Source organism: Natrialba aegyptia DSM 13077, assembly GCF_000337535.1.
GTDB classification, from domain to species: domain Archaea; phylum Halobacteriota; class Halobacteria; order Halobacteriales; family Natrialbaceae; genus Natrialba; species Natrialba aegyptia.
In genome coordinates this window covers 1-24,161 of record NZ_AOIP01000007.1, presented here as the reverse complement: position 1 = coordinate 24,161, position 24,161 = coordinate 1, and the positions used below count along the sequence as shown (strand labels likewise).

At 62.5% G+C, this 24,161-nt stretch carries 24 protein-coding genes; 10 read left to right on the top strand and 14 right to left on the bottom strand.

The genetic code is table 11. The annotated features are described in order from the left end of the window. Window positions 1–235 precede the first annotated feature (235 nt). Entirely contained in the window at window positions 236–1,396 is a 1,161-nt protein-coding gene (locus C480_RS00625; protein ID WP_049902997.1) for a tubulin/FtsZ family protein, read from the bottom strand. Window positions 1,397–1,859: 463 nt separating this feature from the next. Here C480_RS00625 and C480_RS00620 point away from each other — a divergent pair, with 463 nt between their 5' ends. The 3 genes from C480_RS00620 to C480_RS00610 all read left to right on the top strand — a co-directional run bounded on the left by C480_RS00620 (window position 1,860) and on the right by C480_RS00610 (window position 5,339). Further along, window positions 1,860–3,683 carry an ABC transporter substrate-binding protein gene (locus C480_RS00620; protein WP_006663687.1) on the top strand — a complete coding sequence of 608 codons (1,824 nt, stop codon included), beginning with the start codon at window positions 1,860–1,862 and terminating at the stop codon, window positions 3,681–3,683. Between the two features lie 219 nt (window positions 3,684–3,902). Beyond that, entirely contained in the window at window positions 3,903–4,730 is an 828-nt protein-coding gene (locus C480_RS00615) for a phosphatase PAP2 family protein (protein WP_006663686.1), read from the top strand. A gap of 243 nt (window positions 4,731–4,973) precedes the next feature. Continuing rightward, window positions 4,974–5,339 carry a HalOD1 output domain-containing protein gene (locus C480_RS00610; protein WP_006663685.1) on the top strand — a complete coding sequence of 122 codons (366 nt, stop codon included), beginning with the start codon at window positions 4,974–4,976 and terminating at the stop codon, window positions 5,337–5,339. 92 nt (window positions 5,340–5,431) lie between these two features. Here C480_RS00610 and C480_RS00605 read toward each other — a convergent pair whose 3' ends face one another. From C480_RS00605 to trmB, 7 genes are all read right to left on the bottom strand, one after another. Further along, window positions 5,432–6,400, bottom strand: a complete 969-nt coding sequence (locus C480_RS00605) for a sugar phosphate isomerase/epimerase family protein (protein WP_006663684.1) — start codon at window positions 6,398–6,400, stop codon at window positions 5,432–5,434. 209 nt (window positions 6,401–6,609) lie between these two features. After that, on the bottom strand, window positions 6,610–7,719 hold the full coding sequence (locus C480_RS00600; RefSeq protein WP_444993545.1) for a Gfo/Idh/MocA family protein: 1,110 nt from the start codon (window positions 7,717–7,719) through the stop codon (window positions 6,610–6,612). 141 nt (window positions 7,720–7,860) lie between these two features. Continuing rightward, window positions 7,861–9,048, bottom strand: coding sequence for an ABC transporter ATP-binding protein (locus C480_RS00595; RefSeq protein WP_006663682.1), 1,188 nt, complete (start codon window positions 9,046–9,048; stop codon window positions 7,861–7,863). Window positions 9,049–9,080: 32 nt separating this feature from the next. After that, the gene (locus tag C480_RS00590; RefSeq protein ID WP_006663681.1) at window positions 9,081–10,193 is read right to left on the bottom strand and encodes a carbohydrate ABC transporter permease; all 1,113 of its coding nucleotides are present in this window, start codon (window positions 10,191–10,193) and stop codon (window positions 9,081–9,083) included. Beyond that, window positions 10,193–11,272: a carbohydrate ABC transporter permease gene (locus tag C480_RS00585; RefSeq protein WP_006663680.1), complete on the bottom strand. Its 1,080-nt coding sequence runs from the start codon at window positions 11,270–11,272 to the stop codon at window positions 10,193–10,195. Before C480_RS00585 ends, C480_RS00590 begins: the two co-directional genes overlap by 1 nt. Next, the gene (locus tag C480_RS00580; RefSeq protein WP_006663679.1) at window positions 11,262–12,800 is read right to left on the bottom strand and encodes an extracellular solute-binding protein; all 1,539 of its coding nucleotides are present in this window, start codon (window positions 12,798–12,800) and stop codon (window positions 11,262–11,264) included. Before C480_RS00580 ends, C480_RS00585 begins: the two co-directional genes overlap by 11 nt. Window positions 12,801–13,073: 273 nt before the next feature. Further along, window positions 13,074–14,138 (bottom strand): HTH-type sugar sensing transcriptional regulator TrmB, encoded by a 1,065-nt coding sequence (gene trmB / locus C480_RS00575; RefSeq protein ID WP_006663678.1) that lies wholly within the window; start codon window positions 14,136–14,138, stop codon window positions 13,074–13,076. A gap of 214 nt (window positions 14,139–14,352) precedes the next feature. Between trmB and C480_RS00570 the strand changes: the two genes are divergently transcribed. Further along, window positions 14,353–15,339 carry a mechanosensitive ion channel family protein gene (locus C480_RS00570; RefSeq protein ID WP_006663677.1) on the top strand — a complete coding sequence of 329 codons (987 nt, stop codon included), beginning with the start codon at window positions 14,353–14,355 and terminating at the stop codon, window positions 15,337–15,339. A 38-nt stretch (window positions 15,340–15,377) separates the two neighbouring features. Here the strand turns inward: C480_RS00570 and C480_RS00565 are convergent, their stop codons facing one another. Continuing rightward, entirely contained in the window at window positions 15,378–15,788 is a 411-nt protein-coding gene (locus tag C480_RS00565; RefSeq protein ID WP_006663676.1) for a universal stress protein, read from the bottom strand. Window positions 15,789–15,918: 130 nt separating this feature from the next. Here C480_RS00565 and C480_RS00560 point away from each other — a divergent pair, with 130 nt between their 5' ends. Both C480_RS00560 and C480_RS00555 read left to right on the top strand, forming a co-directional pair. Beyond that, complete coding sequence (locus tag C480_RS00560; protein ID WP_006663675.1) at window positions 15,919–16,164, top strand: DUF5816 domain-containing protein; 246 nt, start codon at window positions 15,919–15,921, stop codon at window positions 16,162–16,164. Window positions 16,165–16,429: 265 nt separating this feature from the next. Next, the gene (locus tag C480_RS00555) at window positions 16,430–16,744 is read left to right on the top strand and encodes a DUF7116 family protein (RefSeq protein ID WP_006109082.1); all 315 of its coding nucleotides are present in this window, start codon (window positions 16,430–16,432) and stop codon (window positions 16,742–16,744) included. A gap of 90 nt (window positions 16,745–16,834) precedes the next feature. Here the strand turns inward: C480_RS00555 and C480_RS00550 are convergent, their stop codons facing one another. Next, window positions 16,835–18,046, bottom strand: coding sequence for a pyridoxal-phosphate-dependent aminotransferase family protein (locus tag C480_RS00550; protein ID WP_006663674.1), 1,212 nt, complete (start codon window positions 18,044–18,046; stop codon window positions 16,835–16,837). Window positions 18,047–18,167: 121 nt separating this feature from the next. Between C480_RS00550 and C480_RS00545 the strand changes: the two genes are divergently transcribed. The 4 genes from C480_RS00545 to C480_RS00530 all read left to right on the top strand — a co-directional run bounded on the left by C480_RS00545 (window position 18,168) and on the right by C480_RS00530 (window position 21,201). Further along, window positions 18,168–19,253, top strand: a complete 1,086-nt coding sequence (locus C480_RS00545) for a metal-dependent hydrolase (RefSeq protein ID WP_006663673.1) — start codon at window positions 18,168–18,170, stop codon at window positions 19,251–19,253. A 66-nt stretch (window positions 19,254–19,319) separates the two neighbouring features. Beyond that, on the top strand, window positions 19,320–20,150 hold the full coding sequence (locus C480_RS00540) for a hypothetical protein (protein WP_049902977.1): 831 nt from the start codon (window positions 19,320–19,322) through the stop codon (window positions 20,148–20,150). Then, on the top strand, window positions 20,143–20,796 hold the full coding sequence (locus tag C480_RS00535; protein ID WP_006663671.1) for a hypothetical protein: 654 nt from the start codon (window positions 20,143–20,145) through the stop codon (window positions 20,794–20,796). The genes C480_RS00540 and C480_RS00535 overlap by 8 nt, the downstream gene beginning before the upstream one ends. A 204-nt stretch (window positions 20,797–21,000) precedes the next feature. After that, window positions 21,001–21,201 (top strand): dodecin, encoded by a 201-nt coding sequence (locus tag C480_RS00530; RefSeq protein ID WP_006663670.1) that lies wholly within the window; start codon window positions 21,001–21,003, stop codon window positions 21,199–21,201. Between the two features lie 173 nt (window positions 21,202–21,374). Here the strand turns inward: C480_RS00530 and C480_RS00525 are convergent, their stop codons facing one another. From C480_RS00525 to C480_RS00510, 4 genes are all read right to left on the bottom strand, one after another. Further along, window positions 21,375–21,746 carry a HesB/IscA family protein gene (locus C480_RS00525; RefSeq protein ID WP_006663669.1) on the bottom strand — a complete coding sequence of 124 codons (372 nt, stop codon included), beginning with the start codon at window positions 21,744–21,746 and terminating at the stop codon, window positions 21,375–21,377. A gap of 62 nt (window positions 21,747–21,808) precedes the next feature. Further along, window positions 21,809–22,042 (bottom strand): hypothetical protein, encoded by a 234-nt coding sequence (locus tag C480_RS00520; protein ID WP_006663668.1) that lies wholly within the window; start codon window positions 22,040–22,042, stop codon window positions 21,809–21,811. Window positions 22,043–22,138: 96 nt separating this feature from the next. Continuing rightward, window positions 22,139–23,452 (bottom strand): histidinol dehydrogenase, encoded by a 1,314-nt coding sequence (gene hisD / locus C480_RS00515; protein ID WP_006663667.1) that lies wholly within the window; start codon window positions 23,450–23,452, stop codon window positions 22,139–22,141. 45 nt (window positions 23,453–23,497) lie between these two features. Continuing rightward, window positions 23,498–23,743, bottom strand: coding sequence for a hypothetical protein (locus tag C480_RS00510; protein ID WP_006663666.1), 246 nt, complete (start codon window positions 23,741–23,743; stop codon window positions 23,498–23,500). Between the last annotated feature and the right edge of the window lie 418 nt (window positions 23,744–24,161).

The following is a 24,161-nucleotide window of genomic DNA, read 5'->3' as shown; positions in this document are numbered from 1 at the left end:
TCGACTGGGACTCTTTTCGGGTGCTTCGCCGCTCGATGGCGGGCGGTTAAACGGTATTGCGCGGTCAAGTGGTGTCTGCTGTACTCCGGAGTTAGTGCCACTTGATTGGTGTCCGTGACCGTCTCGGCCTCTCACGAACGAACGCAGCGTTGCAGACGGTCGAGACTGATCCAGTATCTTCGACCGGAAAGAACGCAAAAACACGCGTCGCTTCACGTGGCGAAATCCGACCGTCTCAAAACAGCGCGTCGAGTTCGCCGCCGGTGTCGACCAGCGTGGCGAAGTCTTCCTGTGCGTTTGCTCGGACCGACTCGGTCGTTTCCTGGGCTTCGATCGCGACCTGCTGGAGTTGGTCGATCCGCGGGACGGCGGTCACGCCCGAGAGGAGGACGATCGCGCCGACATCGTCGCGGCCGGGAATCGGGTAGTCGCCGCCGCGGATTTCCATGCTGCCGGTTTCGTCCTCGAGCCACTGGCGGCCGCGTTCGACGCCCTTTCGGTTCAGGTGCTCCGGCGAGCCGGTCGCGACCACGAGCCCGCGGTCGGCGCTTGCGGCGTCACACGGGAGGGTAAGTCGCCCGAGCGTCGCCTTCCGGACGAGGCTCGTCATCCGGTTCGTTGCGGTGCCTTCGTCGAACTCGGTGTCGGAGCGGAACGACGAGAGCAGCCCCTCGTTCGCGGACTCGACGGTTTCGCTGGCGTAACCGATGGTCGAGACGCCGTTCTCGAGCGTGTTGATGATCTCCGAAGAGTCGACGACGCTCTCGGCGACGTGATCGTTCTGCCCGACCTCGCCGGCGGCAAACAGCAGTCCGAAACGCTCGACGATTTCGCGGTTGATCCGGTCGTAGCCGCTGCCGACGGATTCGCCGGCGCTGCGCCAGGCGTCGTTGTCGAAGACGAGCAGGTTGTCGACCTCGTCGACGAGCGTCTTGAACGAGCGCGCGGCATTGAGCGTGTAGATGCCGCCTTCGTCCGTTCCGGGAAGGATTCCCAGTCCGTAGACGGGCTCGGTATAGATGCGTTTCAGGTGGCGTGCGAGCACGGGTGCGCCGCCGGAGCCGGTGCCGCCGCCCATGCCGGCGACGATCAGGAACGCGTCGATTTCGTGAACCGGGACGCGGTCGATCGCGCCCTGGAGCTCGTCGATGTCAGCCTCGGTCACTTCCGCCCCGAGTTCGTTGTCCGCACCGACACCGTGTCCTTTCACGCGCGCCTGTCCGATGAGAACGCGGTTTTCCTGTGGAACGTGATCGAGCCCCTGCAGGTCCGTCGTCGCGGAGTTCACCGCGATTGCAGCCTCGACGAAACTGTTGTCGATGGCGCTGTCGTACGCCAGGAACTCGTCGACGATCTTTCCGCCTGCTTGCCCAAAGCCGATGAGTGCGAGCTTCATGGTTGTCTCTCGTGGTCGTTCGTCCGCTCCGCGGGTGGCCAGGTTCTCGAGCGGTCGGGCCGAACGCTCGCCCGTTCGCGTGGCCGATTCGTCGCCCACGCCACTCGACCTGCTCGACCGCGCCGGAACGTGCGAACTGGTGCCACGAATCGATAGTCCTCGGATTCAGCTATTGTTATGGCGGGCATACGAACGGAGAAAAGACCGTCATCGATCTGCAACAATCTTGAACTCGTGATAGTCATCGCCTACTGGGCGTCGAATCGAGTGCCTGCTGCTGGTTTGGCGACCTGTTCGGAATCGACACGGAGTGTACTGCGTTCACTGCTCGACGTAGCGCTCGGAGTTGGGAGTCGTGAGCCGGATTCGGGAGGTACCCCACGAGTTCGTCCTTCGGTCGGCAGCGCTGACGTGTCGCTGTGAAGGGAAGTCCTATACATCGCGGTTGCGTATCGGTCTCGATATGACGCGAGGCGCTCCGTCGCTGACGCGGCGACACCTCTTGGCGGGCGCAGGCGGACTCGGCGTGAGCGCGCTCGCCGGCTGTGCGGAGCGATTCTGGTCGCGTGCGGAAAACAACGGTCCCGACCAGGTCGCGCTCACGATCAAGACGGTCCCGGCGGACGACGACGCGATGGCGTCGATGATCGTGAGTCGGTTCCGGGAGAACGTCGAGGCGGCCGGCATCGATGTGTCTCCCGAGCCGATCACCGAGTCGGAGCTGTATCGGGACGTGCTTCTCGAGGGGGAGTACGACGTGTTCGTCATCAGGTATCCGGGATTCGACGAGTTCGATGACCTGTACGGGCTCTTGCACTCGCAGTTCGTCAGCGAGGGCGGCTGGCAGAACCCGTTTCACTTCTCGTCTGTCACGGCCGATGATCTCCTGGAGCAACAGCGAACGGAGAGCGAAGAAACGCGCCGTGAGACGCTCGACGAGTTATTCGAGTACCTCGCGGAGACGACGCCGTTTACCGTCGTCGCATACCCGGATCGGATCGGTGGTACCCGCCAGTCGATCGATGCCCCCGCCCCGCCACAGCGCGCGATCGAGTTCATCGATCTGCTTTCGACCGCGCCCGCCGCTGCGGGCGATCGCGATGGGCCGCTTACGGTCGGGATCTACGGCGACGGCGTAACGGATCGGCTGAACCCGATCGCAGTCGATCGAAATCGCGTTCCCGGATTGCTCGATCTGGTGTACGCCCCACTCGTCCGCCGGCCGAGTGAGGGGTGGGAGGGAGCCGCCGGAGTCGCACCGGCTCACTCCCCGTCGAACGCAGAATCCGTCCCCCCGGAGGAGTACGTTCCGTGGCTCGCTGACGACGTTCGCTGGGACGATACCGGTCGACTCAGCGCGACGGTCTCGCTTCGCCCGGGACTCACCTGGCACGACGGCGAACCGCTCGACGCCGACGACGTCGCCTTCACGTTCCGGCTTCTGGCCGACACGTCGCTCGGTACAGCCGATAGCGGCATCCCTGCGCCCCGGTATCGCGGCCGCCAGACGCTCGTCGACACGCCCGATCAGATCGAGGTTGTCGACGGACTCACGCTCGAAATCCCGTTCGGAACCACCACCGCCCCCGCTGCCGCCCAATTTCTCACCGTCCCGATTCTCCCCGAACACATCTGGGAACCCCGTTCCGAACTCGTCGCCGAACGCCGGACCAGGGCGCTGACGACCAACAACGACGCACCCGTCGGCTCCGGCCTCCTCGAGTTCAGCGAGGCGGGACCGGAGGAACTCGTTCTCGAGCCGGTCGCGGATCACGTTCTCCGGGATTCGGTGTCGACCGACGTGCCCGCCGTCCTCGATGGATTCCCCCAGTTCGAGGGTCTCAGATACAATCTTTCGCCGAACGTTGGCACGATGGTCGATGCACTGCTTGCCGGCGATGTCGACGTCACCGCAAGCCCCCTCCCGCCGGAGCAGATCGAATCACTCGCCGACGACAACGCGGTATCGCTGCTCACGGCACCGAGTACGTCGGTGTACCTGATCGGCTACAACACGCACCACCCCGAACTCGGCAACCCGAACGTGCGGCGGATTCTCTCGCGGCTGATCGACCGCGAGTACATCGTCTCCGAACTCTTCGACGGGTTGGCGACGGCCCCGACGACGCAAGAATCGTTTCTCGGCTACCGCGACGGCGACGACCGATCGGAGCCGCTGCCACTGGCCGGATTTCCCGGGACCGACGGTGAACTCGATGTCGAACGGGTCCGGCGACTGTTCGACGAGATCGGGTATCGGTACGAGGACGGCGTGTTACTCCGGTAGCTGTTCTCCGGCGGCTGCTGTGATCGGAGCCGCTGCAAGGTCAAGGTACTGCACATTCGATTGCCCGACAGCGACGCGATCGATACGGAACTCGTTGCAGTTGTGACGATAGCTCCGCGACCGATTCGAGTTCAATATCAATATTGCGTTGCGGACCGCCGCCTGCTCCGGTATCGACCGGACGCTATTAATCCCCTCCTGCCGTAGCTAGGCTCCCGTATGGCTCTCGCCAGCGTCGTACTCCAACTCGCCCTCGTGGTCGCCACAATGCTCGTGACGGCGGCACTCGTCGTCATCGGGCCGCGCCGACTCGTCACCGCGTTGCAGGACGTTCGATGGCGACTCGAGATGTGCCTCCTCCCGGTTGCGGCGCTTGCACTCGTCTTGTTTTTGCGCTGGTCGACGGTAGACATCGCCGTCCGCATCGAGCACCGCGTGCTCGGGAACAACATCACCCCGCAACTGTTCGAACTCGAGCAGCTGTTGTTCCCGGTGAATCCGGTCGCAGTGCTCCAGACGTTTCAGTCACCGGAACTCACATCGTTCTTCGCCTTCGTGTACATCTACGGATACGCCTTCCTGCTGTTGTTCCCGATCGTCGCATACTTCGCACTCGAGACGATGGACGATCTCTCGACGCTGTTGCTCGCGTTCACCGTGAACTACACGATCGGTCTCGCGTGTTACGTCCTCTTCATCGCCTACGGCCCGCGGAACTTCGATCCGCTGTTGTTCGAGGGGCTTCTCTACGACGGGTTTCCACAGATGCGCCGCCTGACGAACCAGGTGAATCAGAGTACGAACGTCTTTCCCTCACTGCACACGTCTCTGTCGATGACCGTCTTCTTCCTCGCGTGGCTGACGCGCAAGAAGTACCCGCTGTGGGTCCCCGTTTCGGGTGTTCTCGCGATCAGTATCGCCGTCTCGACGATGTATCTCGGCATCCACTGGTTCTCCGATGTCGTCGCCGGAACAGTGCTTGCGCTCATCAGTGTCTATATCGGCCGATCCTACTCTATCCGTGATCTCAGACGGTCGATCGGATGATGCACCGACACTCGCGATCGGCGGGTCTGCCACGGTGGTCGTGACCGGAACGACCACCGCCGTCGCTGGTTGCCCACTCTCCGGACTGTTACCGGTTCAAATGACAAATATATGAATTTCTACGTTCCGTTTTTCTGCTTCACTGAACGATCGATACATTCCCATAGAGAGCGTCTGTGATCGGTCTCTACCGCAGCGAGGACTGCCATCACCCTTATCCCCTGGAATCCCTTAGCGTTCGATATGTCCTCCCCGGACGATCAGTCGCCGCCCGAGTTCGAGGGAGCGGTCTCTCTCAGCCAGGCGATCATCGAAGCGATCGCTGCACGCGAGGGAGTTGCCCCCACCGACATCGAGCCCCCAGCATACGACCCGCTGTACGCCGCCATTAATCCGGAAGCGCTCGATGCCCTCTTTCACAGCACCGGCTCGGAGCCCGACACGACACCTGATGGTCCTCCCTCCTCGAGTTCACAATCAGCCGCTCCCGGCCACGTTCGGCTGGAGTACGAGGGGTACACGGTGACCGTCTACAGCGATGGGACTGTCGACCTCGATGAGGGGGCCAGCGCCGACGAGGACGAGTCCGTCGGGGCTGTCGACGAGTGACGGGATGGGTTCTGTTCGTGGCCACGAGCCGTGATCCGTGGTCCCTGGCTGCCCGCTCCGTTAGATTTCGCCTCGCCAGCCACAAGCAACAGTCACTCCGCCCAGTAGGCCTTCCCCGGCTCAGTCTCGAATATCGCCCGCTCTAAGAGATCGATCGCCTTCTCCAGGCCCTCGCGTGAACTCGTCAGCGAGTCTTCGTGTTCGATACTGAGGGTGCCGTCGTAGCCGATCATCCGAAGCGTCGAGACGATGTCCTTCCAATGTGATTCGTCGTGGCCGTAGCCGACGGAGCGAAACAGCCACGATCGGTTCGGCTCGTCGTCGTAGGCTGTCGTATCGAGAACGCCCTTTTCCCGCGCCTGTGCGTCGTAAATTTGCGTATCTTTGGCGTGGACGTGGTGGATCGCATCGCGTTCGCCCAGATACCTGATGGCGTCGGTGATCGTGATCCCCTGCCAGTAGAGGTGCGACGGGTCGAAATTCGCGCCGATTCGCTCTCCGGTTTCCTCGCGGAGCCGAGCCATTCCGTGGGGCTCGTAGACCAGCATGTTCGGATGCATCTCGATCGCGACATCGACGCCGTGGGTATCGGCGTGTGCCGCGATATCAGTCCAGTAGTCGGTCGCCTGTTCCCACTGGTAGGAAAGCGCCTCGTCGTGTTCGGGCGGCCAGGGCGCGGTGATCCAGTTCGGCACCTCGTCGTTCGGTCCGCCGGCCGGCAGTCCCGAGAAACAGGTGACGACGCCGACATCGAGCTGGTCGGCGAGCGTAATCGCCTCGCGGAGTTCGGTATCTGCGGTTGCCGCACGTTCGTCATCGGGGTGTAGCGGATTGTTGTGTATCGCGAGGGCGCTGATCTCCATCTCGTACGTTGCGAGCAGATCCTGTAGTTCCTGCTGAGCCGTCTCGTCGTCGAGGTACTCCGCACGCGGCAGATGATCCTGGCCGGGGTGGCCGCCGACGCCGGGCTCGATCGCGTCGACGCCCTGCTCGTCGAGGTACGATAGCGCGCCCTCGAGCGATTCGTCGGCAAGCGGTGGGGTGTGAACGCCGAGTTGCATACGGGCTGACGAACGGTGGACGATGAAATAAAATGCGGGTACGATACTGATTACAACACGTCGATCCAGCCGCCACGGTACGGTCCGCTGTCCCGATCGCTCGTCGCACTCGAAGGACCTAGGACGGATCGCAGGTGCGACGGCACTGACTGGCAGCAGTCCATCGGATCGGCAAATCGGCAAATCGGCAAATCGGCGAACCGGCACGCTTACACGTCGTCGAATGTCACCGTTTTCCCCTCTTCACTCGACCGGTAGATGCTGTCGATGATCCGCTGTACCGACAGCGCCTGTTCGACGGTCCCATCGCCGCCGTCGTCGCGGACGATCCGATCGAAAAACGCCCGCTGTTCCGCCGTATGCGTGTCGTTCTGTCTCGCTTCGATCGACGTATTCTCGAGGTGATCCGGCCCCGACGTACTCGCCGAATGGATCGTCAGATCCCCTTCGAGAAGGTCGAACCGGGCAGCCGCACTCGTTCCTCGAACGATGAACTCGTGGTTCGTCGGCCGATTCGTCGCCCACGCCACCTCGAGACTGATCGTTCGCTTTCCCGGACAGCGAACGAACGCACTCGCCGAGTCGTCGACATCGAACCCTCGCGGCCCCGTATCGTCCCCCCACATCTCGAGATAGGCGTATTCCTCGCGCGAGCCGAACTCGCTTCGATCGACGCCGGTTACCTCCTCGACATCGGGGTATCCGAGCAGGTACAGCGCGAGATCGATCGCGTGAACGCCGAGGTCGATGAGCGCTCCGCCCCCGGCGATCTGTCGCCGAGTGAACCACGAGCCGCGACCGGGAATTCCACGCCGTCGGACGTAGTTCGCCTCGACGTGAGTCACTTCCCCGAGTTCACCGCGATCGATTCGATTTTTCACGATTTGGACGGTGTTTGCAAAGCGATTGTTGAAGCCGACCATGCAGTAGCTATCGGTGTCTCTCGCCGCCCTTGCGATCCGCTGTGCGCTGTCATAGCTGTGTGCGAGGGGCTTTTCGAGCAGGACGTGGATGCCCCGGTCGAAGGCATCAATAGCGTACTCCTCGTGAAACTTGTTCGGCGTCGTGATGACGACCGCATCGATGGTCTCGTACAGCTCCTGATGGTCTTCGTACACGTCGACATCGTAGCGTCTGGCGAATCGTCGCCGCGCTTCCGCCGCGACGTCCATGCCGCCGACTAACGGAACACCGAGTTCACGGAGCCGTTCGGCGTGATACTGCCCGATGTTTCCGAGGCCGACGATACCGGTCTTGATGTCAGTGCGATCGTCTGTCATTGGAGGTGTGGAACTCGCCGATGTCTCTCCCGTCCTGATCCGACGGGAAGTGACTGCGGAGAACCCGGTTTCCCATCAGTCACCGGCGGGAGGGATACGACTGGTTTCGAGCCGATACATCCTTTGTCGCTATATCGAATCTTCGTTCTGGACCACCTTTTGTCCATTGGTGGTTTTCAGTCAGCTATCGGCCTCCGTCGGCGTCGTTCCGGTACCGGGTTCGGAGCGGTCCGTAAGTCCGTGACGGAGCGCATCGCCGGTTGCCGTCTCGAAGAGATGGAGTTTCGATCGATCGAGAACGACATCGACGGTTGTTCCGGCGCGAATATCCGTATCCGGTGTGACGCTCATGAGCAGTTGATCCGGGGCGGACGCAGGATCTTGCTCCATCGAATGCCCTGCCGTCTCCGAGAGGAGTAGGTAGACGAATATCTCGTCACCCATCGGTTCGATCACGTCGGTCTCCGCCCCGATCCGCGCGGTTGGCTCGCTGATCATGTCCGACGTTTCCGCGATGTGAACGTCCTCCGGGCGAACGCCCAGTGTGACTCCGTCGCCGACCCCGACTCCCGGAACCTGCTCCGGTTCGAGTTCGACATCGACGTTGTCAGACTGGAATCCGGCCTCGGTCAGTTCGCCCTCCATGAAGTTCATCGACGGCGAGCCGATGAAGCCGGCGACGAACAGGTTCGCAGGCTGGTTGTAACACTCGAGCGGTGGAGCGAGTTGCTGGAGGCGTCCCTCGTTGAGGACGGCGATCCGGTTCGACATCGTCATCGCCTCGGCCTGGTCGTGGGTGACGTAGATGATCGTCGTCCCCAACTCGCGGTGGAGCCGCTGGAGTTCGGTCCGCATGTGCACGCGCAGTTTCGCGTCCAGATTCGCGAGGGGTTCGTCCATCAGGAAGACATCCGGATTACGAACGATCGCGCGGGCGATCGCGACCCGCTGGCGCTGGCCGCCGGACATCTCATCGGGCATTCGATCGAGCAGACCCTCGAGCTGGACGATGTCCGCCGCCTGCTCGACGCGACGGCTCACCTCCTCGTCGTCGTACTTCCGGAGGCGAAGCCCGAAGGAAATGTTCTCGAAGACGTTCATGTGAGGAAACAGCGCGATGTTCTGGAAGACCATCGCGACGCCGCGATCCTTGGGCGCGAGCGTCGTCACGTCCTTCTCGCCGATATACACTCGGCCCTCGGTCGGCTTCGTGAGCCCCGCGACAGTTTCCATGGTCGTCGACTTTCCACAACCCGAGGGTCCGACGAACGTGACGAATTCGCCGTCCTCGATCTCCATCGAGACATCGTCGACGGCGATGACATCTTCGTAGCGTTTCGTGACGTGTTCGAGTTGAACTCGTGCCATAGTGGTAGGGTGTAGGGTACTGTCGATTACGGTTATTCCTTGAGCGCACCCGCAGTGAGCCCGCTAACGATCTTTTCCTGTGCGATGATCACGAGAATCGCGACGGGAATGACCCCGATGATACTCGCCGCCGCCATCAAGTGATACATCACCTGATACTGGCCCTGATAGCCGAGGATTCCCTCGAGAATCGGGGCCCAGTTCTCCGGCTGGCCGTCGGTCATCAGAAACGAGAAGAAGAACTCGTTGTAGACGGCGATGAAGGTCAACACGCCGGCGGTCGCCACGCCGGGGGCCGACAGCGGGATGATGACTCGGAACAGCGCGCCGAGTCTGGTCGTCCCTTCCACCCGCGCAGCGTCCTCCAGGCCGTCCGGGATCTGCGAGTAGAACGTCGTCAGGATGAAAATCGCCAGCGGCATGAAGATCGCCGATAGCGGCAACACCATCGCGCCGGGCGTGTTGTAGAGCGTGCCGTCGCCCGTAATCGGTTCGAGAACGAAGAACGACGTATTGAACAGGTCGTTCAACGGGATGAAGAACGCGGCCGGTGGGAAAAACGAGATCACCAGCACGAGCAACATCAACGGCACTCTGCCGGGGAACTCGAGGCGGCCGAAGGCGTAACCGGCGAGGCTCGCGATGACCAGGACGACGATGGTCGAGGCGGTCGCGATGACGAAACTGTTGAACATATACCGGTAAAACGGCAGCACCTGAAAGACCTCGACGAACGATCCGGGATTGAATCCGTTCGGGGTGAGGATAATATCCTGTTGTCGTCCTTCCGGCGTCAGCGCGACCATGAGCAGCCAGTAGAAGGGGAACAGCGTCGTAAACAGGAAGAAGATGGTCGCGGTGTAAAACATCGCGCGGTAGGCGCGGCCGGGGTTCGAGATCGAGTTCGCGACCCAGCGCTGGAGGGGGCCGCGGTCGAGTTCGGCGTCCTCGCCGTCGACGAGCACGCTGTCCGACTGGCGATCGGTGGGTTGGCCGCCGTCCGTTTCGGCGGGGCGGTGTTCGTCTTTGTCTTCGTCTTCGTCGGTGTGTTGGTGTTGGTGCCGGTACTGGTGTTGGCGCTGGTACTGGTTCTGGTTCTGATGGCGGTGTCGTCGGTGGTCCGTGGGTGTGCTGTCGTCGGTCATCAGTAGAGCCCTCCCTCGGTGTCGCGGAAGAAGAACACGTACACCGAGATGATCAGTCCGATCACGAGCGCGGTTGCGAACGCGACGGCGGCCGCCGTGGCGAAGATTCGCGTGCCGCCGAACATGGCTTCGACGACGAGGCAGGTGAGCGAGGGGACGGACGCACAGCCGGCAGTCGACTCGATCAGCCCGTAGACGCGCATGGCGTCCATCGTGCGAAACAGCATGGCGACGAGGAGCGCGGGCAACACGAGCGGGAGTGTGATCATCTTGAATCGTTGCCACGGCGATGCGCCCGCGACGCGAGCGACGTCGTACAGGCTTCGATCGACGCTCTGTAACCCGGCCAGGATCAGCAGGGCCATGAACGCCGCGGATTTCCAGATGTCCGCCACGAGGATGATGATGAACGCGTCCTGGCTGTCGGCGAGCGGGTTCGGCCCGAAGATACCGAGCCACTGCATGAGGTCGCTACCGAAGCCGACCCCGGGCTGGAACAGCAGGTAGAAGATCATCCCCTGGATCACGATGGGGACTGCCCACGGGAGGATGATCGCGACGCGAACCCAGCGTCGGCCGCGGAAGTCCTGGTCGAGCACGTAGGCCTGTCCGAAGCCGATAACCGTCTCGAAGAAGACGCTGAGGATTGCAAAGCCGAGCGTCACGAACAGTGCTTGCTGCAGGAACGGGACGCCGAGTTCGACGAACGGGAACGACGACGACAGCGAGATATCCACGAACTGTCGGGCAAGCCTGGCGTTGCCGGTGAGAATGTCGACGTAGTTGTCGATGCCGACGAATCCCCCGAGGGGGTCCGCGCCGCGCGTTTCGTCCCGACGGAGGGACATGATGAACGTTCGGATGAGCGGGTAGAAAGCGATCAGCGTGAGCAGGGCGAACGCGGGGAGCAAGAGGAGGTAGGCGTACGCCGCCTCGCTCAGGTTTTCCATCCAGTTGATCACGGGATTGCCGGTCCGTTTCTGGTCGGTCTCCCGTTCCGGGTGGCTTCCCAGACCGCCGTGACCGGGGTCACCGGTTTCAGTGCCGGTCCCAGCACCCGCTTCTGGTTCACCCGCCATGTTGTGCTGCCACCTCCGATTCGCTCCGCTCGAGGCGAGACGCTAACTCGTCCATCGCAGCGGTCGGCGCTTTTGCGCCGCGGTAGACCGCGTTTACCTCCTGGAAGATGAGCGCCGATTGCTCCGGCCACAGGTCCGTGACCGGCCGGGGAACGGCGTTTTCCCCCGCCATCTGAATCTGTTCGACGTAGCGGGCAACGGGGCCGATTTCGTCGGGATTTGCATCCGCAACCAGGTCAAGATTTGGCGGGAGAAAGCCCTGGAGCTCGAAGATGGTGAGCATGACCTCATCGTGCGTGAACGCTTCCAGCACTTGCAGCGCCTGCTCCGTTTTGTCGGTGTAGGGACTGAGAGCGAGATTCCAGCCGCCGAGTGCGGCGGCCGTTCCGCCGACCCCCTCGAGTTCAGCGTCGTCTTCGGAGACGGCGTACGGTTGCGTTGTGACGCCGAGGTTCTCGCCGAACGCGTCGTCGCCGCCGGTTTCCGCGATCGCGTAGGGCCAGTTTCGGTGGGCGACGGCGTCGCCGCTCGAGAAGGAGGCGAGCGATTCGTCCTCGGACCACTGGACGATAGCGGAGGGACAGATCTGCGGGTAGCCCTCGAGCGCGTGGTCGTCCTCGTCGCCGTGGATGAACGTGCGCATCATTCTGAGGGCATCGATCACGGCGTCGTCGGTGACGGTGATCGGCCGGTCGCCCGCCGTAAACAGGGTTTCCGTGCCGCCGAAGTAGCCGCCGCCCCAGGTCGACATGACTTCGTTGAACGTACAACACGCGAGTCCCTCGTAGGCGGCCGCCTGGGTCGTAAAGCCGAAGTCGAGCCCGGCTTCAGACTGGGCGTCGGCGACCGCTTCGGCGAACGCTTCCCACGTCGGCGGATCGCTCGCCCAGTCGCTCGTATCGTGGCCGGCGTCTTCCAGCAGATCCCGGCGGTACAGCATCATGCCGAAATCCGGAAACAGCGGTAACCCGTGAATATCCCCGGTTTCCGGGTGGCGCGCCGTTTCGAGGATTTCCTCCAGATAGTTCTCCTCGACGCGATCGACGACATCGTCGGGGAACTCTTCCGTCAGATTCGTCGTCTGCTCGCGGAGGATGAAGGGGATCGTCCAGCCGGTGTCCATCATGTGGATGTCCGGCGGGGCGCGCCCGGCTTGAAGCGTCGACTGGGCCTCCTGCATTCGCTGGACGGAGTCGCTGACGACCGTCTGGACTTCGACGCTGATGTCCTCGTCGAGCCCCGCCTCCCAGAGGGCCTCCTGCACGTCCGGCTCGTCGTCCGGCGTGTGCAGAATGCCCTCGAAATCGGTCGCTCCGGTCATGACAACTGTGTTCGGCCCCGGTCCGCCGCCGAGACAGCCTGCGATCGCCGTCGCTCCGAGCGCCGTCGCCGAGGCTGTGGCCACGAACGCGCGGCGAGAAAGCCGCTGCCGACGAGTGCGACCCCGTTCGTCGCGCGGCGTGCTCGGCTGCACGGGGTTCGGATTCGGGTCCGGGCTCGGATCCTGGTCCACGGTATCTCGACCCATCCGACGTAATACAATACCGCTTGGTATCTTAGTGATTGGCTTGCACACGAGCCCTTACTCCAGAGAGTCGCGTCCGCTGACTCGTATAATACGCTATTACGGGCACCGCTATCGACCGAAGTTAGCCGTTACCGGGGACAGAAACAAACGGTCGTTTTGCGCGCCACAGAGTCGCCCGGGATCATTGCTCCGTCGTCGCTACTCGCTACTCTCCGCCCTCCATCCCGCCGCCCTCATCGCTCCGTCTCGCCACTCTCGTCGACCCCGTCGCACTCACTCCTCGATTGCCGGCGGCTCGTCACGACCGATGTGGATCTCGTGGCCCTCGATGTCCTCGAGTGCCGCGACGCGGCCACCGACCGTGACTTCCTCACCGCTTTCGGTCTCGATCGTCAAACTCGCGACCTCCTCGCTGACCTCGAAGGAAATATCGAGAACTCGTCCGCGAACGATCCGCGTTCCGCCAACATCCACATCACGACCCTCGATCGTCGCGTAGAACTCGCCGCCGTCCTCCATCAAGTCCTTCACGCAACGCCGGATCGAGGCGTACTTGCGTGGATAGGTCCGCTTCGACCCGTCCTCACCGAGCGTCCGCTCGGCGGTCGTCCAGAGAACGGTGCCGAAGAAGCCCGAAACCAGAAAGCCGAGCGACGACCGATTGAAGATGACGCCGTACCGGTCCTGATCGTCACGCAGCGCATCCTGCGTCGCATACACCGAATAGTTCCCGTCCGCGACGGCGATCACCGGCGTCGTGATCCCGCGTCGAGCCCGGGCCGTCGTCGCAACCTCCCGGTAGTCGAACTCGTCCGGATCGGGTGCCTCGGTGGCCGGCGTGACGATCAGATCCACGCTGACACCGGCATCGATCGCCGCCCGGAGTTCGTCTTCGAACCGCGTCAACAGTCCTGGCGTGAGCGACAGCGAGAGTTCGTATTCCGCCGCGTCGATAACCTCCTCCAGGTATCGGAGGATCGTCGATCGCGACTTGACCAGCGAGACTGCCTCGGTGTCCCGTGCCGGCGCGGTGTATCGTGCCTCGAGTTCGTCGATCATCTGCTCGAGCGAACTCTGGACGTCGTCGAACGCCTCCCCGGGGTCGATCGCGACGACTTTCATCGGGCGGGACTCGCGGAGTTCCACGAGACCGCGGTCACTGAGACTCCGGACAGTATCGTAGACGCGGGGCTGAGGAATGTCGGTTCGATCGGCGATTTCACTCGCCGTCAGCTGGCCGTGTTCGAGGACGGTCAGGTAGGCGTCGATCTCGTACTCGCCGAGGTTGAACCGGTCCCCGACACGCTCGACCGTCGAGCGCAGTTCGTCTGATGCCATAGCACACCCTACGATCCCGATGGCTAAATGATTTATTATGCATCGAGTAGCATCTATTTTCGAAATTAGGTTGTTCGGCCCGACCTCCGTTGTGGCCCGCGATCGGTCCGATATCGGGCTCAGTGTGATTCGCATTCCCGGGTACTGATCACCGCGTTTCATCCGCTCGTGGGCGGACAGAACCCTTAACCACTCCCGCCATGACTGTCATCTCATGCGTGAGGGTTGGCCGGGAGTTGCAAGTGAGCCGTTCGAGAGAGTTCAGGGCTACCTCCCATTCGGTGCGACCGAACTCGTCGGGGCGCTTCTGGTCCTCGTCATCGGGTGGTACCTCTCGAAGGTCGTCGTACGACTTACCGGCCGCACGGTCGCTCGCCGTATCGACCGTCCGAGCGTCACCCGAACCGTCCTGCGCGGCGTTCGAGCGGCTGTCCTGTTGCTAACACTGGGTGTCGCTGCCAGTATCCTCGATATCGGCAACACGCAGATCCTCCTCTCAGTGACCGTCATCTCCGCCGTGATTGCCGTCGTCATCGCACCGCTCGTCAGCAGTTTCATCACCGGTATCTTCGTTCTCGCAGACCGTCCCTACGAGATCGGCGACATGATCGAAATCGCCGATGTCGGCCACACCGGATTCGTCGAGGACATCACGATCCGCTATACGAAAATATTCACCCTCGAGAATACGCTGCTGGTCATCCCGAACTCCGAAATCTACACCCGCGACGTGATCAATTACTCAGCCGAAGACGAACGCACTCGGATCGACGTCGAGTTCGAAATCACGTACGAGAGCGACGTCGACGCCGCGCGCCGTCACGCCGAACGCGCCGCACGCAGCGTCGAGACGGTCATCACCGGCGGCCCCGATATCCGTATCGGAAGCGCACGGTACGCGGCCGCCCCCGTCTGTACGATCGAATCCTACGCCGACAGCGGTATCCTGCTCCGACTCTCGTTCTGGGTCGAACAACCCTACAAACGGATGGTCGCCCGATCGCGAGTACAGTCGGCGGTCCGCGAGCGCTTCGCTGAACTCGATGTCGAGTTCGCCTATCCGCACCGCCATCACGTGTTTAACGCGCAAAGCGGGACTGCACGGATCGTTTTCGACGAGTCCGAGACAGCCGACGGGGACTCGAGTTCAGCCGCGCCGTCCCACGGTGAGTCGGTGGTGTCGGACGGAAACGAGGGATAAGTTCCGAGATCGTAGCGTCTCTGGGCGGACGGGGCAGGCTACGCGCGGGCGCTCTCGACGGTAATTACCTCACAGTCGAGATGGGTCCGCAGATAGCGGTCGATATCCGGGTTATCCGTCAGCCGGCGGAAGAGCCGGCGGAATCGACTCGCCTGTTGGCTGCCGACGACGACGACATCTGCATCCTCTGCCGCCACCTCGTCGAGAATACTCTCCTCAACGAGAAATCCGGTCCGAACGACGTACCGGGCGTTTTCGACGGGCCCGATCGACCGCTCGACGGTATTTTTCAGATCGATACGCGTCACTTTCTTCCCGTTCTGGTAGAGGTCCACGTGCAGAACTGTCAACGCCGCCTCGCGCTCGCGGGCGATATCGATGGCCCGTTCGAGCGTTCGTCGTGAGTGTTTCGTTAGCGGATACCGAACGGGAACCACGACAAGCGCCATTACAGCATCGGACGAGTTCCGTGCGGGTAAAGGTTTCAGTTAGCGCTACTCTCACGTGGGTGAGCGTCTCATCCCGGTTTTACTCGAGTCGGACAGAAGTCCTTTATTGGGCGCGTGACTACCGGTTCCCATGGCGCTGCGATCGATCACGACCGAGGACGCCGGCACCGTCTTTGTCTCGGAGACCGACGGTGACAGAGGATCGAAAGGGCCGTTTCTGATCGTCTACGAGACGAACGACGCAGAGAGTCGGTACGGATGGTTCTGTACGAACTGCGAGCGCATCGATAACGCCATGGACTCGATGGGACGAATCAAGTGCAATCGGTGTGGGAACTTCCGAAAACCGACCGAGTGGGACGCTGCCCACGAATAACACGAGTTCAGTGTCGCTTTTGTCGAACGTGTACTCTGTCTTCTCTCTCCGGTCACTTTCGGTGACGGTGTCTTCTCGCTCGACCGACGCTGGTATCACCGCTTCCTAATTGGATATTACCGAATCGAGTTCCGATTAGTAGATAAACATTGTCAATAAAATACTGTGTTGAACTCCGGTTCGGATAGCAACGGCTTGCTTTCTATTCCAGACCAACATTTATGTCGGTGGGTACCGTAGGCTTCTATGAATGGGTCCTGTTAACATGCGACTCGTCGAGCAGGCCAGGTCGATCTTCGCAGAGCTCGGATACACCGTCGAAGGAACCGGCCCCGACTTCCGGGCCGAACGCGCGTGGAAAGTCGTCCACGTAAACACAGTCCTCGAGAACGCAGAGCTTCCGCGTTCGTCATCGTCGTCGGGGCAGTTTCACTGTTTCGTCGCCCAGCCCGAGGACGCCGACGATCTCGAAGCTGAACTCCGTCGGACGAACCCCAGCTACGAGTGGGCAATCATCGTCGTCGACGGCGACGACTATCAGGTCGAACGTGCGCCGCCAGGGCCCCGCGTCTCGGCGTGACCCAGCGGGTTTGACCGCCCGAACACCACTCGAATCGCCCGCAACCGACTCCCAAGCGCCCTACCCGGGATCACTTCCCCGTTTTTCGTGCTACTCCGAGAGCGCCCGCCGTGTCGCCGTCACGCCAGCGCCCGGATCGACCGTCGCCCCGAGTGACTCGAGCACGTCACCCAGGGCCGTCACGACGTAAATCACGTTCTCCGGGCGCGCGGAGTAGCCCATACAGCCGATCCGGAAAATATCCCCGTCGAGATCGCCGAGGCCGCTCGCGATTTCGAGATCGTAGCGCTCGAGCAGTTCGGCACAGACTTCGCCGTCGTCGACCCCGTCGGGAACGCGGACCGCGTTGAGACTCGGCAACCAGAACTCGTCGGGTGCGTTCATCTCGAGGCCCATTCCTTCCACGCCGGCCTTCAACGCGCCGGCGAGGCGTTCGTGGCGCGCCCAGCGTTCCTCGATGCCCTCCTCGGCGACGAGTCGAAGCGCCTCCCGAATCGCGTAGACGTTCGTGATCGGCGCGGTGTGGTGGTAGGCGCGTTCCTCGCCCCAGTAGCCTTCGAGTAAGGAGAGATCGAGGTACCACGACCGGGGGTCCTCCTCGCGTGCGAGGACCTTTTCCATGGCTTCGTCCGAGAGGGTGAGCGGACTCGCGCCCGGCGGACAGGAGAGACACTTCTGCGGCCCGGCGTAGGCCACGTCGATGTCCCACTCGTCGACGCGGAGTTCGACCCCGCCGATGGAGGTGACGGTATCGGCGATTACCAGCGCGTCGTGGTCGTGCGCCGCGGCGGTGAGTTCCGGAACGTCGGGCTGGCGAACGCCCGTGCTCGTCTCGGCGTGGACGAACCCGAAAACGTCGGGATCGTGCGTCGCGAGCGCGTCGGCAACATCGGCAGGATCGAGCGGTTCGCCCCACGGGGCGTCGACCTCGACGACCTCGCCGCCCGCGCGGCGCGCCATCGAGGCCATGCGACCGCCGAAATAGCCGTTCGTCGGAACCAACATCGTGTCGCCAGGCTCGACGACGTTCCCGATCGCAGCTTCCATCGCCGCCGACCCCGTCCCCGAAACCGGAATCGTCCACTCGTTGTCCGTCCGGAACGTATACCGAAGCAACTCCTGCACGTCGTCCATAATCTCGACGAACGACGGATCGAGATGGCCGACGAGCGGCGTACTCATCGCCCGACGCACACGCGGGTGCACGTCGCTCGGCCCCGGTCCCATCAGCGTTCGATCCGGTGGTGTGAGTTCGCCGACGGCCGGCGCTCGATCCGTCTCGATCGACGGTTCCTGTGCCATGGGTGTGTGCTCGAGTGCCACTCGCAAAGACTTACCGACAGCGGCGACCTCGGTCGCTTTCTCACACCCGACACCCGACGTGCGAGTCGCTTAAGAGGAGTCATCGCGTACCCGATACGTCGTGTTCGTCGGTCACGCTCTACTCGCGTTCGCCGTCGCCGGCCTCATCGCTGACTGGCATGGCTGGCCGCGCCGGCACGCACTCTTCGTCGCCGTCATCGCCGGCGCGTTCGGCGCACTGCCGGATATCGACATCCTGTACGCCCTGACCGGCCTCGGCCACTGGCTGCTCGCCGACGGCGCTCTCAGTGCGCCGACCGCGTTCTGGAACGCGAGCCGAACCGTTCACCGATCCGTGACCCACTCGCTCCTCGTCGGTGCAGTCGCCGCCCCCGCGTTCGGACTCGTTGCGTTCGCGATGCAAACGCGAGAGCCGGACCGCCCCCGCCGACCGATCGGTAGCGCGCTCGCCGCACTCGCCTCACTCTCGCTCTTCGGTCTCCTCGTCCTGGCGGCACTCCTCCGTTCCGGTCCGCTCGCCGCCTTCGTTATGAGCCTCTTTCTCGGGACCGGCACACTCCTCTCCCTCGCCAGCGTCCGCGCATCGACACTCGCCTCCGCACTCGGAGACACCCCCGACCTGAACTCCGCTTCACTCCCCGCGATCTCTCCCTCGACCCTTACGCTCGCCGCCCTCTGGGGACTCTGGTCTCACCCCTGGGGCGACCTCGTCACCGGTTCGCCACCCGACTGGTTCTTTCCCGCCGACTCGACCCTCCTCGCGTCCCGAGTCGTCCTTCACTCCGACCCCACGCTTCATCTCCTCGCCGCGTTCGCGATCGAACTCGGCGCCATCTGGCTGGCGGCGATCACCTTCTGTCGCCTCACCGACCGCAACGTGTTCGCGGCGATCGATCCACGGGCCGGCCTCGCCGCGGGATACGGACTCGCCGCAGTCGTGACGACACCGCCAACGCTCGATGTGTCCTATCACTTCGTCTTCTCGATTCTCAGCGTCGGCCTCCTCTCCGGTATCACGCTGCGGTCACCGGTCTCAGTGGCCCGCCATCCGCGGTTGCAACCAGTTCTCCCATCGCTTCCACGAACGGAGTCGCTGCTTGCAACCGCACTCACGGGGCTCGCCGCCATCACGAGCGCGTTCCTCGCGTACGTCGTCGTCTATCTCTCTTCACTCGGTTCCGTTTAAATCGCTGTGGCGCACGAACAGTGCCGGTTACGTACGTTTTTGTACGCCCGACCGCTACAGCCGTTCGTGTCTCGGTCAACACTCGATACGTTGATCGCCGACGGGCGAACCAACGCGATCGCCTCGTGGCTACTCGTCATCGCCATCGCCGGCATCGGACTCAGCGAGTTGCTCCTCGGCGAGGTCCTCTGGACGACGTTCGCAGCGACACTCCTCGTTCTGGCACTCCTGCCGTCGATCGCCTTTCGCTCTCCGCTCGTGATGCTCCCCTGGGAGGTCCTGTTGCTCGCCGCCCTCCCAATGCTCGGCATGGCGCTCGACGCCACCGGGCTCACGGGCCACTTCGCATCGTATCTCTCCGTCGCGGCCATCGCACTCGTCCTCGCCGTCGAACTCCAGATGTTTACCACCGTCCGCATGACGCCCGGTTTCGCCGTCATCTTCGTCATCGTCTCGACCCTCTCCGCGGCCGCCCTGTGGGCTCTCCTTCGATGGAGCATCGGCGGCCTCCTCGATACTCCCTTTACCGGCACCCACGACGAAATCATGTGGGAGTTCGTCTACTCCGCCGTCGCCGGCCTCGGGAGCGGCATCGTCTTCGAAGTCTACTTCAGACGACTCGGCCGTCTCGACCAGTCCTACTCCATCCCGTCGGCTGCAACACCACCGAACTCGCGATCAGACCCGGGCACTCCGAGTTCCCCGAGTTCAGTTTCGGGTCGTGACGACCCCAAGACGGCATCACCGACATCGGAAGCAGAATCCGAGCCAACTCACACTGACGAGTCAGATCCAAAGCCAGGACCTGATTCGACTTCTCCCCCACCCTCAGAGCCGGCTCCCCGCGTAGAATCGGACCCCGAAGCAGAAGACGAAGACCACCGAGACCATGTTTGAACTCGATTCCCTTCGCCTGTCTTCGCGTCGCCAGCGCCAGCTCACGCATCTCATGGAACTCGGGCTGATCGGGATGCTGTTTATCGGCCTCGAGCGAGCCAACGGTGGCATCGTTATCAATACCGGCGTTGCGCTCGTCGTCACACGATTGCCGTCCATCCTCGAACGCGACTACGGCATTCCCATGGATCCCCGACTCACCCTCTGGATCACCAGCGCAGTGTTCCTCCACGCCCTCGGAACCGTCGGACTCCCAGGGACGACCACGACGTTCTACAGCCAGGTCTGGTGGTGGGACCACGTCACCCACGCACTGTCGTCCTCACTCGTTGCCGGCGTCGGCTACGCAACGGTCCGTGCACTCGACGAACACTCGGCAGGAATTCACTTCCCTCCGCGGTTCGTCGCCATCTTCATCCTGCTTTTCGTCCTCGCGTTCGGCGTCCTCTGGGAAGTCCTCGAGTTCGCGATCGCACTCACGGCAGATGCCCTCGGGATGAACGCCGTTCTCACCCAGTACGGTCTCGACGACACGATGCTCGATCTCATCTTCAACTCCATCGGTGCGATCATCGTCGCACTGTGGGGCGGCGCGTACCTCTCGGACGTGACGGGAGCGATTCGGGATCGCCTCGATAGCCGATAACCCACGATTCGGCGGTACGCCGGCACAGTATCTACGCACCCGCTCACCCACTTACCTACTTACCCGTACTCATACCCATACCCATACCCACACCCACACCCACACCCACTCTCACTCGCTCACACTCTCGAATCCCTGCGCTCACCACCTCGTTCTCACGCCGGCACTAGCTTTACAGGTACCGACGGTGTAGCACGGGCAGCCATGGTCTTCAAGAAGATCACGCTCGTCGGAACGAGTACCGAGGGCTTCGACACCGCCGCCGACAATGCGATCGATCGCGCCGAGGAAACCCTCCAGAACGTCCAATGGATCGAAGTCGACGAACTCGGCGTCGAAGTTGCCACCGCAGACAACCGCGAGTATCAGGCCGAAGTCACCGTCGCATTCGAACTCGAAGAGTGACGCCGTTCTGAGCGCACAGACGCAGTAACTACTGGCACCGATAGGAAAACGAGCCACAACCACAGCACATCTCGGACAGTTTTTACGGCCGATTTCTCGGCCTCTCGAACTAGCAGCCGTCTGAACTCTATTCCTGCTCCGGCCCTCAACAAACACCGGAACACCGAGCGGGCTTACGTCCGGAACGACTCACCACAGCCGCACTCACTGACGACGTTCGGGTTCTCCACGTGGAAGCCTTCCGCCTGGAGTCCGCTCTCGTAATCGAGCACACTGCCCTCGATATAGTTCATACTCGCCGGATCGACGAACACACGCAGATCGTGGTGCTCGTAGATCGTGTCGTCCTCGTCCGGCGCATCGTCGAATCGCATTCCGTACGAGAGTCCCGCACAGCCACCCTGTTGGACGAACAGTCGAAGTCCCGCCTCTCCGGCATCCATCCCCTCACCTTCGAGCAGCGAAAGCGCCTGCGTCGCTGCCTCTTCCGTAACCTCGATCTCCGGCTGCGTTTGCTGTCCACCGTCCACGCTGTCCGTGCTCATACACACTCATTCCCGGGCAACGATGTTAACCTTGACGCCACCGGAACTCGCTCTCGCTTGCCTCAGTGAGTCCACTCACCATCCCGTTCGAACCGATCTCTGGCTGCTCGATACTGCGTTCCGAACTCGAGACGGTCGTTCCTGGAGAGTTCGATTCCGTGCTCGGCCAGCAACACGAGCATCCGCTCGACATCGCACTCGTACCACATCGCGAGAAGCCGAACGTTTCGCTGTGCATAATCGTAGTTGCGCTCGAGAACTCGCTCATCGGTAGGGTCGACCTCACGCGGTTGCATTGGTATCTACGATAGGGTTCGAGACGTAGCTACGTAAAACCAGGCTGCGGAGTAGCCAGGTCATTCAAGTTCTGTAGGCTCCGATTACGTCTCGCGTTACTCCGAATCGGTCGGCCCCGTCTCGGCTTCAGCACCCTCGATGCGCGTTCGCACACTCGCTGCGTGTGCCTCGAGTCCCTCCGCGTCGGCCAGCGTCGTGATCGTCTCACCCAACTCGGCCAGGCCTGAAGCCGAAAGCCGCTGTACCGTCGTCGATCGCAGGAACGTCTCGACCGAAAGCCCACCTGCGACGTGTGCACCACCGTTCGTCGGAAGAACGTGATTCGTGCCACTGGCGTAATCACCGGCCGCAACGGGCGTTTCGGGCCCCAAGAAAACGCTGCCGGCGCTCTCGACGCGCGCGAGCACTTCCTCGTCGTCCGCTGCAAGAATCGAGAGGTGCTCCGGTGCGTATTCTTCCGTGAACAGGATCGCTTCGCTCATCGATCGCGCGCGAAGGATGCCACTCGCCTCGTTCGCAAGCGCCTCTCGAATCACATCTTCGCGCTCGCGCGAGCTGGCCTGTGCGTCCACTGCCGCGGCAATTGCTTCCCCCATCTCCTCGTCATCGGTGACAGCCACGACCGACGCGTTCGGGTCGTGCTCGGCCTGGGCTACCAGCTCGGCCGCGACAAGTTCCGGATCGGCAGTCTCGTCCGCGATGACGACGACCTCGCTCGGCCCCGCCAGAAAATCGATCTCGACATCGCCACGGACCTCCGCCTTGGCCGCCGTGACCCACTTGTTCCCCGGGCCAACGATCTTCTGTACGCGCGTGATCGTCTCGGTCCCATACGCCAGCGCGGCGATCGCCTGTGCGCCCCCCACACTGTAGACCGCATCCGCACCCGCAGCGTGGATCGCTCCCAGCGTCGCCGGATTCAGTACGTCCGCCGGCGGCGTCACTACCGTTACGTGCTCGACGCCCGCGACGACGGCCGGGACGACGCCCATGATCGCACTCGACGGATACGCCGCTTCCCCGCCGGGAACGTAGACGCCAACGCGTTCGATCGGTCGAAACCGACGGCCGAGCTCTCGTCCCTCGCCGAACTCTCGTCGCCAATCCTCCGGCACCTGCGCCTCGTGAAACTCCCTGACGTTCGTCGCTGCCGCCTCAATCGCCTCACGGAGTTCCGTATCGAGCCCCTCGTACGCGCGCTCACACTCGTCCGTTATCTCGAGATTCCCGACTTCGACGCCGTCGAACTCACTTGTGAACTCGCGAACCGCAACGTCTCCCTCCTCGTGAACTCGATCGACGATCTCTCGAACGTCTCCCCTGACCGCCTCGATGCCGGCGTCCCGATCGAAGAACGCGACGCGATCGTCCGGTCCAAGGTCGGCGATCTCACGCACGTCGATTGTCATATCACTGGGTTAGGGCGGCAGTCGAAAAACGGTTTCCTTCCCGCGTTAGCCGCGTTGTCCCGGTCCTGACTCGCTATCTGCCTCTTCGATTTTCCAGACCCCCACCGCATCGAGTGTCGCGCGCACGAATAGATACACCAGCAGCCCAAACCCCACGATCGCAATCGGTGCCTGGAGCACATCTGCAACGCCACGGCCGAACGCAAGCTGGCTGAACCCGCGCACGAAAAAACTCAGAATAACGAGTCCGAACGCGACCACCGAGAGTTTGACAAACCCCGATCGATCCATATCCTTCGCTACGACTGCGGCCGGTAAATCGTGTCGGTCACGCCCCACACTTTCTCGTTAGCCGCTTTCTGAACTCGGCCCTATTGGCTAGAGGGTCCCTCTATCTGTTGTTTCCCTCCTTTGATCGTCCCGGTGTGACTTTCTTGCTTACGAGACACACCAACACGGACCAGACCGCCCGCGAGACGACGGCCTTATATATGTACCCTCGCCTCGTCATTACTGTGAACGACGTGGCCCACGCCGCCACGTCCCCTCCGGCCGTTTCCCGGCACGGAGGTTGGCATCATATCCACCCGCCCATCAGCCACCTCGGCTGACACTTGGGCTCGTCTCGGGGTGCCTCGCACCGCGAGACGATGCCCTTAAGTGTACCAGGGCACTCGGATATGACGCAACAAACGCGTGATGGCGACTC

Coding starts and splice junctions, on each gene's coding strand:
- C480_RS00590 (WP_006663681.1), bottom strand. CDS start 10,193: ATGACCGACGACAGCACACCCACGGACCACCGACGACACCGCCATCAG.
- C480_RS00555 (WP_006109082.1), top strand. CDS start 16,430: ATGCGACTCGTCGAGCAGGCCAGGTCGATCTTCGCAGAGCTCGGATAC.
- C480_RS00525 (WP_006663669.1), bottom strand. CDS start 21,746: ATGAGCACGGACAGCGTGGACGGTGGACAGCAAACGCAGCCGGAGATC.
- C480_RS00570 (WP_006663677.1), top strand. CDS start 14,353: ATGCGTGAGGGTTGGCCGGGAGTTGCAAGTGAGCCGTTCGAGAGAGTT.
- C480_RS00550 (WP_006663674.1), bottom strand. CDS start 18,046: ATGGCACAGGAACCGTCGATCGAGACGGATCGAGCGCCGGCCGTCGGC.
- C480_RS00565 (WP_006663676.1), bottom strand. CDS start 15,788: ATGGCGCTTGTCGTGGTTCCCGTTCGGTATCCGCTAACGAAACACTCA.
- trmB (WP_006663678.1), bottom strand. CDS start 14,138: ATGGCATCAGACGAACTGCGCTCGACGGTCGAGCGTGTCGGGGACCGG.
- C480_RS00535 (WP_006663671.1), top strand. CDS start 20,143: ATGTTTGAACTCGATTCCCTTCGCCTGTCTTCGCGTCGCCAGCGCCAG.
- C480_RS00580 (WP_006663679.1), bottom strand. CDS start 12,800: ATGGGTCGAGATACCGTGGACCAGGATCCGAGCCCGGACCCGAATCCG.
- C480_RS00620 (WP_006663687.1), top strand. CDS start 1,860: ATGACGCGAGGCGCTCCGTCGCTGACGCGGCGACACCTCTTGGCGGGC.
- C480_RS00560 (WP_006663675.1), top strand. CDS start 15,919: ATGGCGCTGCGATCGATCACGACCGAGGACGCCGGCACCGTCTTTGTC.
- hisD (WP_006663667.1), bottom strand. CDS start 23,452: ATGACAATCGACGTGCGTGAGATCGCCGACCTTGGACCGGACGATCGC.
- C480_RS00520 (WP_006663668.1), bottom strand. CDS start 22,042: ATGCAACCGCGTGAGGTCGACCCTACCGATGAGCGAGTTCTCGAGCGC.
- C480_RS00625 (WP_049902997.1), bottom strand. CDS start 1,396: ATGAAGCTCGCACTCATCGGCTTTGGGCAAGCAGGCGGAAAGATCGTC.
- C480_RS00585 (WP_006663680.1), bottom strand. CDS start 11,272: ATGGCGGGTGAACCAGAAGCGGGTGCTGGGACCGGCACTGAAACCGGT.
- C480_RS00530 (WP_006663670.1), top strand. CDS start 21,001: ATGGTCTTCAAGAAGATCACGCTCGTCGGAACGAGTACCGAGGGCTTC.
- C480_RS00595 (WP_006663682.1), bottom strand. CDS start 9,048: ATGGCACGAGTTCAACTCGAACACGTCACGAAACGCTACGAAGATGTC.
- C480_RS00605 (WP_006663684.1), bottom strand. CDS start 6,400: ATGCAACTCGGCGTTCACACCCCACCGCTTGCCGACGAATCGCTCGAG.
- C480_RS00510 (WP_006663666.1), bottom strand. CDS start 23,743: ATGGATCGATCGGGGTTTGTCAAACTCTCGGTGGTCGCGTTCGGACTC.
- C480_RS00610 (WP_006663685.1), top strand. CDS start 4,974: ATGTCCTCCCCGGACGATCAGTCGCCGCCCGAGTTCGAGGGAGCGGTC.
- C480_RS00615 (WP_006663686.1), top strand. CDS start 3,903: ATGGCTCTCGCCAGCGTCGTACTCCAACTCGCCCTCGTGGTCGCCACA.